This window comes from Pseudomonas sp. E45-MNA-CIBAN-0222 (assembly GCF_040310405.1).
GTDB lineage: Bacteria > Pseudomonadota > Gammaproteobacteria > Pseudomonadales > Pseudomonadaceae > Stutzerimonas > Stutzerimonas stutzeri_AC.
In genome coordinates this window covers 76,143-91,897 of record NZ_JBEOPU010000012.1, presented here as the reverse complement: position 1 = coordinate 91,897, position 15,755 = coordinate 76,143, and the positions used below count along the sequence as shown (strand labels likewise).

13 protein-coding genes are annotated in these 15,755 nt (G+C 61.5%); 10 read left to right on the top strand and 3 right to left on the bottom strand.

What is annotated here, in order from left to right; genetic code table 11:
• Positions 1–58: 58 nt before the first annotated feature.
• Positions 59–1,435: an L-serine ammonia-lyase gene (locus tag AAEZ08_RS17690; RefSeq protein ID WP_500124792.1), complete on the bottom strand. Its 1,377-nt coding sequence runs from the start codon at positions 1,433–1,435 to the stop codon at positions 59–61.
• A 129-nt stretch (positions 1,436–1,564) separates the two neighbouring features.
• Complete coding sequence (locus AAEZ08_RS17685; RefSeq protein ID WP_102820918.1) at positions 1,565–2,512, bottom strand: NAD(P)/FAD-dependent oxidoreductase; 948 nt, start codon at positions 2,510–2,512, stop codon at positions 1,565–1,567.
• A 414-nt stretch (positions 2,513–2,926) separates the two neighbouring features.
• On the opposite strand from AAEZ08_RS17685, the gene AAEZ08_RS17680 reads away from it, so the two are divergent.
• Positions 2,927–3,865 (top strand): TRAP transporter substrate-binding protein, encoded by a 939-nt coding sequence (locus AAEZ08_RS17680; protein ID WP_180983326.1) that lies wholly within the window; start codon positions 2,927–2,929, stop codon positions 3,863–3,865.
• 364 nt (positions 3,866–4,229) lie between these two features.
• Entirely contained in the window at positions 4,230–5,228 is a 999-nt protein-coding gene (locus AAEZ08_RS17675; protein WP_181067342.1) for a TRAP transporter substrate-binding protein, read from the top strand.
• Here the strand turns inward: AAEZ08_RS17675 and AAEZ08_RS17670 are convergent.
• Positions 5,212–5,631: a DUF488 domain-containing protein gene (locus AAEZ08_RS17670; protein ID WP_181067343.1), complete on the bottom strand. Its 420-nt coding sequence runs from the start codon at positions 5,629–5,631 to the stop codon at positions 5,212–5,214. The two genes, AAEZ08_RS17675 and AAEZ08_RS17670, sit on opposite strands and share 17 nt — an antisense overlap.
• 215 nt (positions 5,632–5,846) lie before the next feature.
• On the opposite strand from AAEZ08_RS17670, the gene AAEZ08_RS17665 reads away from it, so the two are divergent.
• The 8 genes from AAEZ08_RS17665 to AAEZ08_RS17630 all read left to right on the top strand — a co-directional run bounded on the left by AAEZ08_RS17665 (position 5,847) and on the right by AAEZ08_RS17630 (position 15,741).
• Positions 5,847–6,200 (top strand): hypothetical protein, encoded by a 354-nt coding sequence (locus AAEZ08_RS17665; protein ID WP_003279979.1) that lies wholly within the window; start codon positions 5,847–5,849, stop codon positions 6,198–6,200.
• 70 nt (positions 6,201–6,270) lie between these two features.
• Positions 6,271–6,711 (top strand): CopD family copper resistance protein, encoded by a 441-nt coding sequence (locus tag AAEZ08_RS17660; protein WP_102820915.1) that lies wholly within the window; start codon positions 6,271–6,273, stop codon positions 6,709–6,711.
• Positions 6,712–6,879: 168 nt separating this feature from the next.
• Positions 6,880–8,130 (top strand): acyl-CoA dehydrogenase family protein, encoded by a 1,251-nt coding sequence (locus AAEZ08_RS17655; RefSeq protein WP_102820914.1) that lies wholly within the window; start codon positions 6,880–6,882, stop codon positions 8,128–8,130.
• Positions 8,131–8,394: 264 nt separating this feature from the next.
• The gene (nosR, locus tag AAEZ08_RS17650) at positions 8,395–10,569 is read left to right on the top strand and encodes a transcriptional regulator NosR (protein WP_003279974.1); all 2,175 of its coding nucleotides are present in this window, start codon (positions 8,395–8,397) and stop codon (positions 10,567–10,569) included.
• A 73-nt stretch (positions 10,570–10,642) separates the two neighbouring features.
• Entirely contained in the window at positions 10,643–12,559 is a 1,917-nt protein-coding gene (gene nosZ / locus AAEZ08_RS17645) for a TAT-dependent nitrous-oxide reductase (RefSeq protein ID WP_003279971.1), read from the top strand.
• Positions 12,560–12,680: 121 nt separating this feature from the next.
• Positions 12,681–13,991: a nitrous oxide reductase family maturation protein NosD gene (locus AAEZ08_RS17640; protein ID WP_500124791.1), complete on the top strand. Its 1,311-nt coding sequence runs from the start codon at positions 12,681–12,683 to the stop codon at positions 13,989–13,991.
• Positions 13,988–14,914, top strand: a complete 927-nt coding sequence (locus AAEZ08_RS17635) for an ABC transporter ATP-binding protein (RefSeq protein ID WP_003279967.1) — start codon at positions 13,988–13,990, stop codon at positions 14,912–14,914. The genes AAEZ08_RS17640 and AAEZ08_RS17635 overlap by 4 nt, the downstream gene beginning before the upstream one ends.
• Entirely contained in the window at positions 14,911–15,741 is an 831-nt protein-coding gene (locus tag AAEZ08_RS17630; RefSeq protein WP_003279964.1) for an ABC transporter permease, read from the top strand. Before AAEZ08_RS17635 ends, AAEZ08_RS17630 begins: the two co-directional genes overlap by 4 nt.
• Positions 15,742–15,755 lie beyond the last annotated feature (14 nt).

The following is a 15,755-nucleotide window of genomic DNA, read 5'->3' as shown; positions in this document are numbered from 1 at the left end:
CATAGCGAGTGGGAGGCGCGCCCTCGCGGCGAATGCAAGCCACAGGCCTGCCCGTGGCTCAACACTCGACGATATTGACCGCCAGCCCGCCACGAGCGGTTTCCTTGTACTTGCTCTTCATGTCGGCGCCGGTCTGGCGCATTGTGCGGATCACCTTGTCCAGCGAGATGAAGTGCTTGCCATCACCGCGTAGCGCCATGCGCGCGGCATTAAGTGCCTTCACGGCGCCCATGGCGTTGCGTTCGATGCAGGGTACTTGGACCAGCCCGCCGACTGGGTCGCAGGTCAGTCCGAGGTTGTGCTCCATGCCGATCTCCGCGGCGTTTTCGACTTGTTGCGGCGTGCCGCCGAGCACTTCGCACAGTGCGCCGGCGGCCATGGAGCACGCCACGCCGACTTCGCCCTGGCAGCCAACCTCTGCGCCGGAGATCGAGGCGTTCTCTTTGTAGAGGATGCCGATGGCCGCCGCCGTCAGCAGGAAGCGCACGACGCCGTCTTCGTTGGCACCGCGGATGAAACGCATGTAGTAGTGCAGCAGGGCCGGGACGATACCGGCGGCGCCATTGGTCGGCGCGGTGACCACACGGCCGCCGCTGGCGTTTTCCTCATTAACGGCCAGTGCGTAGAGGTCGACCCAGTCGAGAACCGTCAGCGCATCGCGCAGATTGGCTTGCGGGTGTTCGCTGAGCTGACGGTACAGCCCGGCGGCGCGGCGCTGGACTTTCAAGCCTCCGGGCATCACACCTTCAGTGCGACAGCCCGCTTTGACGCATTCCTGCATCACTTGCCAGATACGCAGCAGGCCAGCGCGAGTTTCGGCTTCCGGACGCCAGGCTGCTTCGTTGGCCAGCATCAGCTGGCTGATGGGCAGCCCGTGCGTGGTGCAATGTTCCAGCAGCTCGGCGGCGCTGTGGAAGGGGTAGGGCAGTGTGGTGGCCTCTTCGACAATGCGATCGCCGCCGGCGGCCTGCTCGTCGATAACGAAGCCTCCACCCACCGAATAGTATTCACGACTGCGTACCTGCAGGCCGGCGGCGTCGAAGGCGCGGAAGATCATGCCGTTGGGATGGAAGGCCAGCGGCTTGCGGATGAATTGCAGGTCATTGCTGATATCGAACCGAATGGTTGTCTCACCCAGCAGACGCAGCTCGTGGGATTCACGCATCGCCGCCATGCGCTGGGGAATGCTCGCGGTCTCCACGCTTTCCGGTAGTTCGCCCTCAAGCCCGAGTAGTACGGCCTTGTCGCTGCCGTGGCCTTTGCCGGTGGCACCGAGCGAACCGTACAGTTCGACCCTCAGGCGGTCGGTGGCGGCGAGCAGTCCCTCATCGCGCAGACCCTCGGCAAAGCGCAACGCCGCGCGCATCGGCCCAACGGTATGAGAGCTGGACGGACCGATGCCGATTTTGAACAGGTCGAAGACGCTGAGTGACATGAGGTACTCCGAGGCGAGACTTGTAATAAGCCTAGACCTTCAGCTGGTCGCCGATGTTGGTGAAAATCGCCAGGTCATCGCGTTTTATTCCGATAGCCACAAGGTCGGCCAAGCCGAGGCGCGTTTTGCTTACTTTGGCGCAGCTTTCAGACCACCCCAAGGGTTGGCGTCCAGACTGTTGTGCACCGCTGTAGCTGCCTGGGCGGCTTGCCCGATGGCGACGCTGATCTGCTTGAGCCCCATGGTCACGTCGCCGATCGCGTACAGCCCGTGCAGTGAGGTTTCGCGATGCTCGTTCACATTCACGCCGCCGCACTCGTCGCAATCGAGGCCGAGCTGCACGGCGAGTTCGGATCGAAAGCGTGCGCCCAGGCTGGGATAGACGATGTCGAAGCGGTGCCGCTCGCCGCCGCAGGTCAGTAGCTCGATGCCGGTCTCGCAAGGTTGCAGAGATTCAACGCGGTCGCCAATCAGCTCAACGGAGTAATGCTCGGCCAATGCAATGGCCTGATCGCAGGCGTCCTGCTCACCATGCACTATCACGGTAACCCTGTCGGTAAAGGTGCGCATGAACACCGCATGGCCGATGGCTGTCTCTGCGTCGCCATAGATCGCGACGTTGTCGCCGTCGACTTCATAGCCGTCGCAGATCGCACAGAGCCTGACCTTGCCCTCGGCAATGGCCTTGTCTATGTCAGGCATATCCGGCAACGTGTCCTCTATACCTGTTGCGAGAATGATCCGCCGCGCTACGCAGATGTGTTCGCCGTAGCGCACGGCGAAGCCCTCGGCATGGGGTTCGATGTGCTCCACGCGGCCGTGTTCGAGTCGAGCGCCATAACCGCTGGCCTGCTCGCGCAACCTGATCAGCAGGTCATTGCCATTGATGCCGGGCGGGAAGCCGGGGTAATTGCGCGAACGTGGTATCCACGATGCCCGGCTCGAGCCGGCGTCCACCACCAGGCAGCTGCGTCGGAAGCGCGCCAGGTACAGTGCTGCGGTAAGGCCGGCTGGCCCTCCACCGACGATCAGGCAATCGGTCACTGCGGGGGGCGGGGTCGCTTGGTCGGTGGTCATCAATAGGGTCCCGGGCGGTGGTAGCCAATAGAAGGTGCGGGTAGCGAGAAAGTTCGGCGCGGCTGCTGGATGCAATGTTCCGTTTTGAGAGCTGGTTGGTCCTTCAGCCCTTGCGCTAGAGCTATTGATGGCCAACACTGCGCGGCTCGGTGACTAGGCGGATCAAATCCGTACTGATCGGTCACTGCCATTCCAATAAAGACCAGCCCGCGACTTCGTTCGACGTGCACTGGTCGCCTCGCTACAAACTGCGGCCATGCCACACCACGTGCCGGCTGTACCAAATCGAATTGCAAATACCACTCCAGCGGTGCTCACGAGGCGCCGTGGCGAGCTTATTTCCCGTGGGGGTAGAAAGTGTTCAAGTCTCTGGTTGTTGCGCCCTGTGCGGCGCTGTTTCTGCTGATCTCACCAATGGCTGCACAAGCCGCGGAACCCATCCTCATCAAGTTTGCTCACGTAGTGGGCGACGACACCCCGAAGGGCAAAGGCGCGTTGCTGTTCCAGAAGCTGGTGCGCGAACGTCTGGCCGGCGCCGTAGAGGTCGAGGTCTATCCGAACTCGACGTTAGTGGGTGACGCTGACGAGATGCAGGCGCTGCTCGACAACAAGGTGCAGATGCTGGCTCCGTCGCTGTCGAAGTTCACCGAGTATTCGCCAAAACTGGAAGTGTTCGACCTGCCGTTCCTGTTCGATGACGAGGCAGCCGTCGCGCGTTTCCAGAAGCGTGAAACCAGCCGTGAGTTGCTGCGTTCGATGGCTGGGCGTGGCATCTACGGCCTGGCCTACTGGAATAACGGGCTCAAGCAGCTGTCGGCCAATCAGCCGCTGCGCGATCCGGCAGATGCAGCGGGTCTGGCATTCCGCATCCAGCCCTCGCCGGTGCTCGAGGCGCAGTTCGCCGCGGTCGATGCCAAGGCGGTGCGTCTGCCGTTCTCCGATGTGTCCAAAGCGATGCAGAGCGGCACGGTGCAGGGTACTGAAGGCCCCTGGTCGAACATTCGCGGCCAGAACGTCGGCATCAAGCAGAACTACGTAACCGAAACCAACCATGGCGTGCTGAACTACATGCTGGTGACCAACTCCGAGTTCTGGACCAGCATCCCGTTTGCTGTGCGCTCCGAGCTGGACAATATCGTGCTCGAAGTCACCCAGACGGTGAATGCCGAGGCTGCTTCGATGAATCAGCGTGAACGCGAGCAGATCCTCGCCAATGGCGGCACCACGCTGGTTACGCTGACGCCCGAGCAGCGCCAGGCCTGGCGCGCGAAAATGCAGCCGGTGTGGAAGACGTTCGAAGCACAGATCGGTAGCGACGTGCTGCGTGCTGCGCTGACCGTCAACCGACGCTGAGATCCAGGCTCCGGCCCCGCTGCCGGAGCCATCCTCCCCAGGCTTGTGCCCAAGCCTTGCCTCGCTCCGCAGCCCGTCTGGCATCTTCCGCCAAAGTCTCATTTTGAGAGCTGGTTGGACTTTTCGCCCTTGTGCCGCGCTCGTTGATCACGAAGACTTTCGCTTGGCTGGGAACGGCTCTAGCGCCGTATTCGCCGCCAGCCACATTCCTATAAAGGCCAGCCAGTCACCGCAGCGATCGCGCTGGTCTGGCTAGCTCAGAAAAGACCGGCTGCGCTGCTGTGTAGCCAGGCCTTATCAATATTGATTAACCACTCGAACGGTGCTCACGAGGCGCCTTCGGGCTTTTCCCGTTGGGGGTCAGATGTACAAGTCTTGTGTCGCTGCGCTGATTGCAGCCCTGTATTGGTTGAGTGCCCCTGCGATGGCTTCCGACGGTGAGCCGATTGTCATCAAGTTCGCTCACGTCGTGGCGGACGATACGCCCAAGGGCAAAGGTGCGCTGCTGCTGAAAAAGCTCGTCGAAGAGCGTATGGCCGGCAAGTTGAAGGTCGAGGTTTACTCGAACTCGACGCTGGTCGGCGATGCTGAAGAGATGCAAGCGTTGCTCGACAACAAGGTGCAACTGCTGGCGCCATCGATGTCGAAGTTTGCGGCCTACACCAAGAAGCTGCAGGTCTTCGATCTACCGTTCCTGTTCGATGATGCCGAGGCGCTGCAGCGTTTCCAGAAGCGCGAGGCGGCTCGCCAGTTGCTGCGTTCCATGGCGGATCACGGCGTGTATGGCCTTGCCTACTGGAACAACGGCCTGAAGCAGCTTTCCGCCACGACGCCGCTGCGTAAGCCAAGCGATGCCAATGGCCTGGCGTTCCGCATCCAGCCCTCGCCAGTGCTTGAAGCGCAGTTCGCCGCTGTCGGTGCCAAGTCCGTGGTGCTGCCGTTCGCCAAGGTCTACGAATCGCTCAAGGGCGGCGTGGTTCAGGGCGCCGAGAACCCCTGGTCGAACATCCTCAGCCAGAACATGCACAGCGTTCAGCCGTACATCACCGAGACCAATCACGGTGTGCTCGACTACATGCTCATCACCAACAACGAGTTCTGGGTGAGCATGCCGTTCGCCGTACGCTCGGAGCTGGAAGGGATCATTGTCGAAGTCACTCAGGCGGTAAATCGCGAGGCCGCCGCGGTCAATCAACGCGACCGTGAGCGTATCCTCGCCAGTGGCAACAGCCAGCTGATCACCCTCACGCCGGAAGAGCGCCAGGCTTGGCGCGAGCAGATGTTGCCGGTGTGGAAGACCTACGAAGCGGAGATCGGTGCCGATCTGATCCGCGCAGCGATGACCGTCAACCGTCGTCGTTGACACCTTTCTCCAACTCGTCGGCAAGGCACGCCGACGAGCTGGATCGATTAGACCGTTCCATCTGTCCCTCCAGCCATTCGGCCAGCACCCGCGCGTTATTGCGTTGCTCGTCGCGCGCCGCGTAGATCAGCGTCAAAGCGTCTTGTTCGGCCATCTCGAGCAGTGGCCACCAGTGTTCTGGGTGGCTCGCCAGCTCGCTCCGGTACCGTCGAGCAAACTCCTCGAAGGCCAGTGCGCCGCTTTTGAATGACTTGCGCAGTTCTGGCGAGGGCGCGAGGTCCGGCCGCCATGCCTCCAGCGCGAGGCCGTCTTTGCTGCATCCTCGCGGCCACAGCCGGTCCACCAGAACCCGTCGACCGTCTTTTGCCGCCGCAGGAAGATAGGCGCGTTTGCACTGAATCATCGTTGGGCCTCCGATTGCGTCACATCAAGCAAGCATAGCTGTGCATTGAGATGAGTATGGGTATAAATGACTCTTGGTGAGGTTATAAAAACCATGGCCATATTGGTTTTAATAACCCCTTTGTTGATATCACATTGATTTCATTGAGCAAGATAAGCGGCACGCTTCCTGAAGGGTATGTCTGGTGGCAACCCTAATTCGACAGGAGCAATGACATGAAAAACGCAACGGTTCTGATGGCAGCCGCAGTGGTTCTGGCAAGCGGTCTGGCCAGTGCGGGCGAGGTTCTGGAAGTGCACGAGGATCGAGCGGTCGGTGGTGGCTTCGGCGGGCTCAGTGGTTTCATGCTCGGCGCGGCCGCTGGTGGGCCGGTCGGTGCATTGGTAGGAGGCGGCCTTGGCTATCTGGCCGGGCAGAGTGCACAGCAGGCCGCCGGCATGGACCAGACGCTATACGTGGTCAAGCGCGACGATGGCAGCATCACCCGTATTCGGACCTCCGATGATCGCTTCTTGCAGGGCCAGCACATCGAACGCAATGGCGCACAGATTACCGCGTCGGCCAAATAAGGCTGCGCGGGTAGTACCGCGGCAGGTTGATGGGGGATGATCGCGACTGACTGTCACCAAGGAGGCGCTGATGAGTTATTCCGTTCTACACGTGGTGCATCTGCTGGCCGCGATCTTCTTTATCGGCACGCTGTTTTTCGAGGTGATGATTCTTGGCCGCATTCGCCAGCAGATCGGTGAGCAGACTATGCCACTGGTGGAGCGTGCGGTCGGTGCACGTTCACGAGTGGTACTGCACTGGGTGGTGCTGTTCGTTTACGGCGCCGGTATTGGCCTTGGCTGGTATCACCGCCAGGCATTGGCCGATCCGTTTTCCAGCAGCTTCGCCACGCTTCTGTCGCTGAAGGTTCTGCTGGCTATCGGGGTGTTCTTCACCTTTGGCCTGGTAGCGATTCTGCTGCGCCAGGGGCGCATGACGCCGGCCCGCTACCGGGCCATTCATTGGGCGATTCTGCTGCAGATGATAGGCATCGTGCTGCTGGCCAAGGGTATGTTCTACGTGCATTGGTAAGGGCGCCGCCGCATACCAGTTTCGGTGGTTGCAGTCATGACTACGGTCAATTCGACGGGCGCTTTGTTCCGTGCTTATCGGGCCTGATTCAGTCGTTGCAGTGTCGTTGCTTTCGCATCGGCGGGGTCTATGGTGGCTGCATCGTTTACCGATCAGCAGAGGTCACTCATGGATTTCGCCTACAGCCCACGCGTCGAGGCGCTGCGCCAGCAGCTGCGCGCCTTCATGGACCAGCATATCGTGCCGCGCGTCGGTGCCTGGCATGCGGAGGTCGCAGCCGGACAGTACCCGGTGTCGTTCATGGACGACCTGAAAGCGCTGGCGCGTTCGGAAGGGCTGTGGAACCTGTTCCTGCCTTCGCTGCGCGAGGACGAGCCAGGCATGGGCCTGAGCAACCTCGAGTACGCGCCGCTGGCGGAAATCATGGGGCGTGTGCACTGGGCTTCGGAAGTGTTCAATTGCAATGCACCGGACACCGGCAACATGGAGCTGCTGCACATGTTCGCTACCCCCGAACAGCGTCAGCGCTGGCTCACGCCGTTGCTCGAAGGCGAGATCCGCTCGGCCTTCGCCATGACCGAACCGGACGTGCCGTCTTCCGACGCTACCAACATCCAGACGCTGATCCGTCGCGACGGCGACGACTACGTGATCAACGGTCGCAAGTGGTTCATCACCAATGCCTCGCATCCCAACTGCAAGCTCCTGATCGTGATGGGCAAGACTGACCCGAACGCCGAGACCCATCAGCAACAGAGCATGATCCTGGTGCCGTTCGACACACCCGGTGTCGAGCTGGTGCGTAACATCCCGGTGATGAACCACATCGCCCCGGAAGGTCACAGCGAACTCCTGCTGCGCAATGTGCGGGTGCCGGCGAGCAACCTGTTGGGCAGGGAGGGCGACGGCTTCATGATGGCGCAGGCGCGCCTGGGGCCAGGGCGCATTCACCACTGCATGCGCTCGATCGGCATGGCCGAGCTGGCGCTGGAACTGATGGTCGAGCGCTGCCAGGAGCGCAAGGCGTTCGGCAAGTACCTGCAGCAGTATTCCAATGTCGCCGACTGGATCGCCGAGTCGCGTATCGAGATCGAGCAGGCGCGACTGCTGGTGCTCAAGACCGCCTGGATGATCGACGAGGTCGGCGCCAAGGCGGCGCGCAAGGAAATCTCGATGATCAAGGCGCTGGTGCCGCGCATGCACATCAACGTGGTCGACCGCGCGATCCAGGTCTACGGCGCGATGGGCCTGACGCCGGACACGCCGCTGGCCGACATGTGGACCGGTGGCCGCGCCCTGCGCTTTGCCGACGGCCCGGATCAGGTGCATCTGCGCAGCATTGCGAAGATGGAAATCAAGGCCAGTGAAGCCAGCCGCGGTGCCACGGCGGCTTATCTCACCCCGCCTGGTCGTCACTGATCGTGACTGCTGCTGGCCGCGCGACGCCACTGCGCGCGGCCTATCTCCCTTCTCGTGTATGCTCCGTCCTGGTGCGCTAGCTTGCGTCTCTCTCTCTCCTACTGGCCTAGGCTAGTCATAACATCGTCTTTGTTCACGGTCATGGTGTTCTTTGACATGGGACAACGAAAACAGTCGCCGGGGGAGTCCTTGATTGCAATCAAGGGTAGGGATGTAGACGCTCACCTACCATCCGCTTACGCCAACCGTACAAGCAGGTATTCGATGGCTTCCCGTGAAATCTGGTCGCTGGCCGGTACGTTCAGTACTTGGGTCAAGGGCTTTTTCATTCTGCTGATCCTGAGCGTCTGCGCATCGTCGCTGCAGGCCAAAGAATATGCAGCCGAGCAGCAGCGCCTCGACAAGTTCTTCCCCGGTGCCAGTCTCTCGGCAGCCGAGGGCGACTATCAGGTCCGCACGATCACCAAGGGTGACGAGGTACTCGGCTACGCCTTCCAGAGCATCCGCGTGACGGACATGCCGGCGTACTCCGGCAAGCCCATCAACATGCAGATTCTTCTCGACCCCGAGGGCGTCATCGTCGACGCCTACATGCTCGAGCATCACGAACCCATCGTGCTCATCGGTATTCCCGAGCAGAAGGTTCACGACTTCAACGCCAACTACAGCGGCATCCACGTCGACCAGCGCGTGGTAGTCGGTCGTTCCAGCGACAAGAGCGCGGTCACGGTCGACGCCGTTACCGGCGCCACCGTGACCGTGATGGTGATCAACGAGATCGTCATGCGTGCGGCCCACACCGTGGCGGTGGATCTGGGGCTGGTCGAGGCGGGGGCCACCGCGCGACCCAAGCCGGCGCTGGTGCGCGAGGACGTCTTCCAGCCGACCAGCTGGACCGAGCTGGTGGGCAATGGCGCCATCCGCCGCATGCACCTGACCCGTGGCCAGGTCGACGATGCCTTCAAGGGCACCGAGGCCGAGGGTGTCGACGTTGCCGCGGCGGAACAGCGCGACGAAACCTTCATCGATCTCTACGCCACGCACCTGAACCCGCCGACCATCGGCCGCAACCTGCTGGGCGAGCGCCAGTACGCCGATCTGATGGCGAACCTCAAGCCGGGCGAGCATGCCTTCGCGGTGCTGGCCAACGGCGAATACTCATTCAAGGGCTCGGGTTACGTGCGTGGCGGCATCTTCGATCGGGTGCAGCTGCGCCAGTTCGGCGACACCATCAGCTTCCGCGACCTGGACTTCATCCGTCTATCCGACGTGTATGCCGAAGGCATGCCGGAATTCTTCGAGATGGCGATCTTCACTGCCCGCGAGCAGTATCGCTTCGATCCGGGCTCGCCCTGGAACCTCGAGCTTCTGGTGCGTCGCCAGGTCGGCCCGGTGGAGAGCATCTTCACCAGCTTCGAGATGCCCTACGTGATGCCCGAGGAGTACATCGAGCGGGTGCCGCTGACCGCCGAAGAGCTGGCCGCCATCGAGGAAGCCAACCGGCCGCTGTGGGTCAACATCTGGTACCAGAAGAGCTTCCAGGTGGGGGTGATCCTGGTCGCGCTGGCGCTGCTGACGGTCATCCTCTTCCTGCAGGACAAGTTCACCCAGCATCCCAACTTCCTCAAGCGGCTGCGCCATGGCTACCTGGTCTTCACCGTGGTGTTCATCGGCTGGTATGCCCTGGGGCAACTGTCGGTGGTCAACGTGCTGACCTTCGTCCATGCGCTGGTGCAGGACTTCCGCTGGGAGCTGTTCCTGACCGATCCGGTGATCTTCATTCTCTGGGTATTCACCGCCGCCAGCATCCTGCTGTGGGGGCGTGGCGTGTTCTGCGGCTGGCTGTGCCCCTTCGGCGCCCTGCAGGAGCTGATCAACGAGGCCGCGCGCAAGCTGAAGATTCCTCAGTACGACCTGCCCTTCAGCGTTCACGAGCGGCTCTGGGCCATCAAGTACATCGTGCTGCTGGTGCTGTTCGGCATCTCGCTGGAATCCATGATGATGGCCGAGAAGGCCGCCGAGATCGAACCCTTCAAGACCGCCATCACGCTGAAGTTCGACCGCCAGTGGTGGTTCGTCGCCTACGCGGTGTTCCTGCTGGTAATCAACATCTTCACTCGCAAGGTCTATTGCCGCTACGTCTGCCCGCTGGGCGCGGGGCTGGCGATCACCGGTCGCTTCCGGCTGTTCGACTGGCTCAAGCGGCGCAAGGAATGCGGCAACCCCTGTCAGATCTGTGCCAACGAATGCGAAGTGCAGGCGATTCATCCGGACGGGCATATCAACCACAACGAATGCCATTACTGCCTGGACTGCCAGATGACCTATCACAACGAGAACAAGTGTCCGCCGCTGATTGCGAAGAACAAGCGCGCCCGGCGTGACAAGAAGGCCCCAGCTGCACCGCAGTTGATCCCCGTGCAAGTGGTGGAACCCTGAGCGCGCCACTGCGAGCCGCTCGAAACTGGTTGTTAGACCTGTGTTTGAAGACGTCCCAAAGGAGCGAAACCCCATGAGCGACAAAGATTCCAAGAACACTCCGCAAGTGCCCGAGAAACTCGGCCTGAGCCGCCGCGGCTTCCTCGGCGCCAGCGCAGTCACCGGTGCCGCCGTTGCTGCCACGGCTCTCGGCGGCGCGGTGATGACCCGCGAATCCTGGGCGCAGGCCGTCAAGGAGTCCAAGCAGAAGATCCACGTCGGCCCCGGCGAGCTGGATGACTACTACGGCTTCTGGTCCGGCGGTCACCAGGGTGAAGTCCGCGTGCTGGGCGTGCCGTCGATGCGCGAGCTGATGCGTATCCCGGTGTTCAACGTCGACTCGGCCACCGGCTGGGGGCTGACCAACGAAAGCCGCCACATCATGGGCGACAGCGCCAAGTTCCTCAACGGTGACTGCCACCACCCGCACATCTCCATGACCGACGGCAAGTACGATGGCAAGTACCTGTTCATCAACGACAAGGCCAACAGCCGCGTTGCGCGTATCCGTCTGGACATCATGAAGTGCGACAAGATGATCACCGTGCCGAACGTGCAGGCGATCCACGGTCTGCGTCTGCAGAAGGTGCCGCACACCAAGTACGTATTCGCCAACGCCGAGTTCATCATCCCGCACCCGAACGATGGCAAGGTCTTCGATCTGCAGGACGAGAACAGCTACACCATGTACAACGCCATCGATGCGGAAACCATGGAAATGGCCTTCCAGGTCATCGTTGACGGCAACCTCGACAACACCGACGCCGACTACACTGGCCGTTTCGCTGCTGCTACCTGCTACAACTCGGAGAAGGCCTTCGATCTGGGCGGCATGATGCGTAACGAGCGCGACTGGGTGGTGGTGTTCGATATCCACGCCGTCGAAGCAGCGGTCAAAGCTGGCGATTTCATCACCCTGGGCGACTCCAAGACGCCTGTGCTCGATGGTCGCAAGAAGGATGGCAAGGACAGCAAGTTCACCCGTTACGTGCCAGTGCCGAAAAACCCGCACGGCTGCAACACCTCCTCCGATGGCAAATACTTCATCGCCGCCGGCAAGCTCTCGCCAACCTGCTCGATGATCGCCATCGACAAGCTGCCCGACCTGTTCGCCGGCAAGCTGGCCGATCCGCGTGATGTGATCGTGGGTGAGCCTGAGCTGGGTCTCGGCCCGCTGCACACCACCTTCGACGGCCGCGGTAACGCCTACACCACGCTGTTCATCGACAGCCAGGTGGTCAAGTGGAACATGGAAGAAGCTGTTCGTGCCTACAAGGGCGAGAAGGTCAACTACATCAAGCAGAAGCTTGATGTGCACTACCAGCCGGGTCACCTGCACGCGTCGCTGTGTGAAACCAATGAAGCCGATGGCAAGTGGCTGGTAGCACTGTCCAAGTTCTCCAAGGACCGCTTCCTGCCGGTTGGCCCGCTGCATCCCGAGAACGACCAACTGATCGACATCTCCGGCGACGAGATGAAGCTGGTACATGACGGCCCGACCTTTGCCGAACCGCATGACTGCATCATGGCTCGCCGTGATCAGATCAAGACCAAGAAGATCTGGGACCGCAACGATCCGTTCTTCGCCCCGACCGTGGAAATGGCGAAGAAGGACGGCATCAACCTCGATACCGACAACAAGGTCATTCGCGACGGCAACAAGGTGCGCGTGTACATGACCTCGATGGCGCCGGCGTTCGGCGTGCAGGAGTTCACCGTCAAGCAGGGCGATGAAGTCACCGTGACCATCACCAACATCGACCAGATCGAAGACGTCTCCCACGGCTTCGTGGTGGTCAACCATGGCGTGAGCATGGAGATCAGCCCGCAGCAGACTTCTTCCATCACCTTTGTCGCTGACAAGCCAGGCCTGCACTGGTACTACTGCAGCTGGTTCTGCCATGCGCTGCACATGGAAATGGTCGGCCGCATGATGGTCGAGCCGGCCTAAGCTGTTCGAGCCATCGCCAATAAGCCGGTGATAGTTCAGCGACTGCGCGAGGAGCCTCGGTCCTGCCGAGGTTGTTCGCGCAGTGTTTACCCGCCTGGAAGCTGAAGAAGGTCAAAACGCAGTGTTCAAAGCTCAGGCTACTTTCTCGCGGTACTCAGCGGCAGTTTCGCTGCTGCTTTTATTCAGTGGTGCTGCCCAGGCGGCACCGCAATCGATTACCACCTTGCCGCTGCAGCCCGATGGTGAGAACCGCTGGCGCTTGCCTGCCGGTGAGTATCAAGGCCAGTTCACCATCGAGCAGCCCATGCAGCTGCGGTGCGAACCGGGAGCCGTCATCCAGTCGCAGGGGCAGGGCAGCAGCCTGCTCATCAGCGCGCCCGACGTCCTCGTCGAAGGCTGCACGCTGTACGAATGGGGCTCCGACCTCACCGCCATGGATTCGGCAGTATTCATCCTGCCTGCTGCGGAACGTGCGCAGATCAGCAATAACCGTATGCGCGGCCCGGGGTTCGGTGTGTTCGTCGATGGCACCAGAGACGTGCAGGTGATAGGCAATGAAGTCGATGGCGACGCCGGCGTCCGTTCGCAGGATCGCGGCAACGGTATTCATCTATTCGCAGTCAGTGGCGCACGCGTGCTGCACAATCACGTACGCAATGCGCGCGATGGCATCTACATCGATACCTCCAACGGCAACCACCTCGAAGGCAACGTGATCGAGGATGTTCGTTACGGCGTGCATTACATGTTCGCCAACGAAAACAGCCTCATCGACAACGTAACCCGTCGTACGCGCACGGGTTATGCGTTGATGCAGAGCCGCAAGCTGACGGTGACCGGCAACCGTTCCGAGCAGGATCAGAACTACGGCATCCTGATGAACTACATCACCTATTCGACCATTACCGGCAACTTCGTCAGCGACGTGCAGCGTGGTGATACGGGTGGCGACAGCATGATCAGCGGTGGTGAGGGCAAAGCGCTGTTCATCTACAACTCGCTGTTCAACACCATCGAAAACAATCACTTCGAAAAGAGCTCGCTGGGCATCCACCTGACCGCCGGTTCCGAAGATAACCGCATCTCCGGTAACGCCTTCGTTGGCAACCAACAGCAGGTCAAGTACGTCGCCAGCCGCACCCAGGAGTGGTCGGTGGATGGCCGCGGCAACTACTGGAGTGATTACCTGGGCTGGGATCGCAACAACGACGGTCTCGGCGATATCGCCTACGAACCGAACGACAACGTCGATCGCCTGCTCTGGCTCTACCCGCAGGTGCGCTTGCTGATGAACAGCCCGAGCATCGAGGTGCTGCGTTGGGTGCAGCGGGCGTTCCCGGTGATCAAGTCACCAGGCGTGCAGGACAGCCATCCATTGATGAAGCTGCCCACTGAAAAACTCCTTACCGAAAAGCAGGAACCAACGTCATGAACGCCGTCGAGATCCAGGGCGTAAGCCAGCGTTACGGCAGCATGACCGTGCTGCACGATTTGAATCTGAACCTCGGTGAAGGTGAGGTGCTGGGGTTGTTCGGCCATAACGGCGCGGGCAAGACCACCAGCATGAAGCTGATTCTCGGCCTGCTCTCACCGAGCGAAGGCCAGGTCAAGGTACTCGGCCGCGCGCCGAACGATCCGCAAGTGCGCCGTCAGCTCGGCTATCTACCGGAGAACGTGACCTTCTATCCGCAACTGAGCGGCCGCGAAACCCTGCGCCACTTCGCTCGCCTGAAGGGCGCGGCGTTGACCCAGGTGGATGAGCTGCTCGAGCAGGTCGGCCTCGCCCATGCCGCGGATCGCCGGGTGAAGACCTATTCCAAGGGCATGCGCCAGCGCCTCGGTCTGGCCCAGGCACTGCTCGGCGAACCGCGCTTGCTGCTGCTCGATGAGCCGACCGTGGGGCTCGATCCGATCGCCACCCAGGATCTCTATCTGCTGATTGATCGCCTGCGTCAGCGCGGCACCAGCATCATTCTTTGCTCCCACGTGCTACCGGGCGTCGAGGCGCACATCAACCGGGCTGCAATTCTCGCCAAGGGCTGCCTGCAGGCAGTGGGCAGCCTCTCGCAATTGCGTGCCGAGGCAGGGCTGCCGGTGCGCATTCGCGCCAGTGGTATCAGCGAGCGGGACAGCTGGTTGCAGCGCTGGACCGATGCAGGCCACAGCGCACGCGGGCTCAGCGAGTCGAGCATCGAGGTCGTGGCCGTCAACGGCCACAAGCTGGTGTTGCTGCGCCAGCTGCTGGGTGAGGGAGAGCCGGAGGACATCGAGATCCATCAGCCATCGCTGGAAGACCTCTACCGCTATTACATGGAGCGTGCCGGCGACGTGCGCGCTCAGGAGGGCCGTCTATGAACCAGGTCTGGAACATCGCCCGCAAGGAACTCAGCGACGGCCTGCGTAACCGCTGGTTGCTCGCCATCAGCCTGCTCTTCGCGGTGCTCGCGGTGGGCATCGCCTGGCTCGGCGCTGCCGCGTCCGGCCAATTGGGCTTCACTTCGATTCCGGCAACCATCGCCAGCCTGGCGAGCCTCGCCACCTTCCTGATGCCGCTGATCGCGTTGCTGCTGGCCTATGACGCCATCGTCGGCGAAGACGAGGGCGGCACGCTGATGCTGCTGCTGACGTATCCGCTGGGGCGGGGGCAGATCCTGCTGGGCAAGTTCGTCGGTCACGGGCTGATCCTTGCCCTGGCGGTGCTGATCGGCTTCGGTTGTGCGGCGCTGGCCATCGCGCTGCTGGTCGAGGGTGTCGAGCTCGGCATGCTGTTCTGGGCATTCGGTCGCTTCATGATCTCCTCGACGCTGCTTGGCTGGGTGTTTCTCGCCTTCGCCTACGTGCTCAGCGGCAAGGTCAACGAGAAGTCCAGCGCGGCGGGTCTGGCGCTCGGCGTGTGGTTTCTCTTCGTGCTGGTCTTTGACCTGGTACTGCTGGCGCTGCTGGTGCTCAGTGAAGGCAAGTTCAATCCTGAACTGCTGCCCTGGTTGCTGCTGCTCAATCCCACCGACATCTACCGCCTGATCAACCTGTCCGGCTTCGAAGGCAGTGGTAGCGCCATGGGCGTGTTGTCGCTGGGTGCCGATCTGCCGGTGCCCGCCGCAGTGCTCTGGCTGTGCCTGCTGGCCTGGATCGGGGTGTCGCTGCTGCTGGCGTATGCGATCTTCCGCCGGCGCTTGACCTGACTTTCATGAATCGA

Coding starts and splice junctions, on each gene's coding strand:
- AAEZ08_RS17690 (WP_500124792.1), bottom strand. CDS start 1,435: ATGTCACTCAGCGTCTTCGACCTGTTCAAAATCGGCATCGGTCCGTCC.
- AAEZ08_RS17685 (WP_102820918.1), bottom strand. CDS start 2,512: ATGACCACCGACCAAGCGACCCCGCCCCCCGCAGTGACCGATTGCCTG.
- AAEZ08_RS17680 (WP_180983326.1), top strand. CDS start 2,927: ATGGCTGCACAAGCCGCGGAACCCATCCTCATCAAGTTTGCTCACGTA.
- AAEZ08_RS17675 (WP_181067342.1), top strand. CDS start 4,230: ATGTACAAGTCTTGTGTCGCTGCGCTGATTGCAGCCCTGTATTGGTTG.
- AAEZ08_RS17670 (WP_181067343.1), bottom strand. CDS start 5,631: ATGATTCAGTGCAAACGCGCCTATCTTCCTGCGGCGGCAAAAGACGGT.
- AAEZ08_RS17665 (WP_003279979.1), top strand. CDS start 5,847: ATGAAAAACGCAACGGTTCTGATGGCAGCCGCAGTGGTTCTGGCAAGC.
- AAEZ08_RS17660 (WP_102820915.1), top strand. CDS start 6,271: ATGAGTTATTCCGTTCTACACGTGGTGCATCTGCTGGCCGCGATCTTC.
- AAEZ08_RS17655 (WP_102820914.1), top strand. CDS start 6,880: ATGGATTTCGCCTACAGCCCACGCGTCGAGGCGCTGCGCCAGCAGCTG.
- nosR (WP_003279974.1), top strand. CDS start 8,395: ATGGCTTCCCGTGAAATCTGGTCGCTGGCCGGTACGTTCAGTACTTGG.
- nosZ (WP_003279971.1), top strand. CDS start 10,643: ATGAGCGACAAAGATTCCAAGAACACTCCGCAAGTGCCCGAGAAACTC.
- AAEZ08_RS17635 (WP_003279967.1), top strand. CDS start 13,988: ATGAACGCCGTCGAGATCCAGGGCGTAAGCCAGCGTTACGGCAGCATG.
- AAEZ08_RS17630 (WP_003279964.1), top strand. CDS start 14,911: ATGAACCAGGTCTGGAACATCGCCCGCAAGGAACTCAGCGACGGCCTG.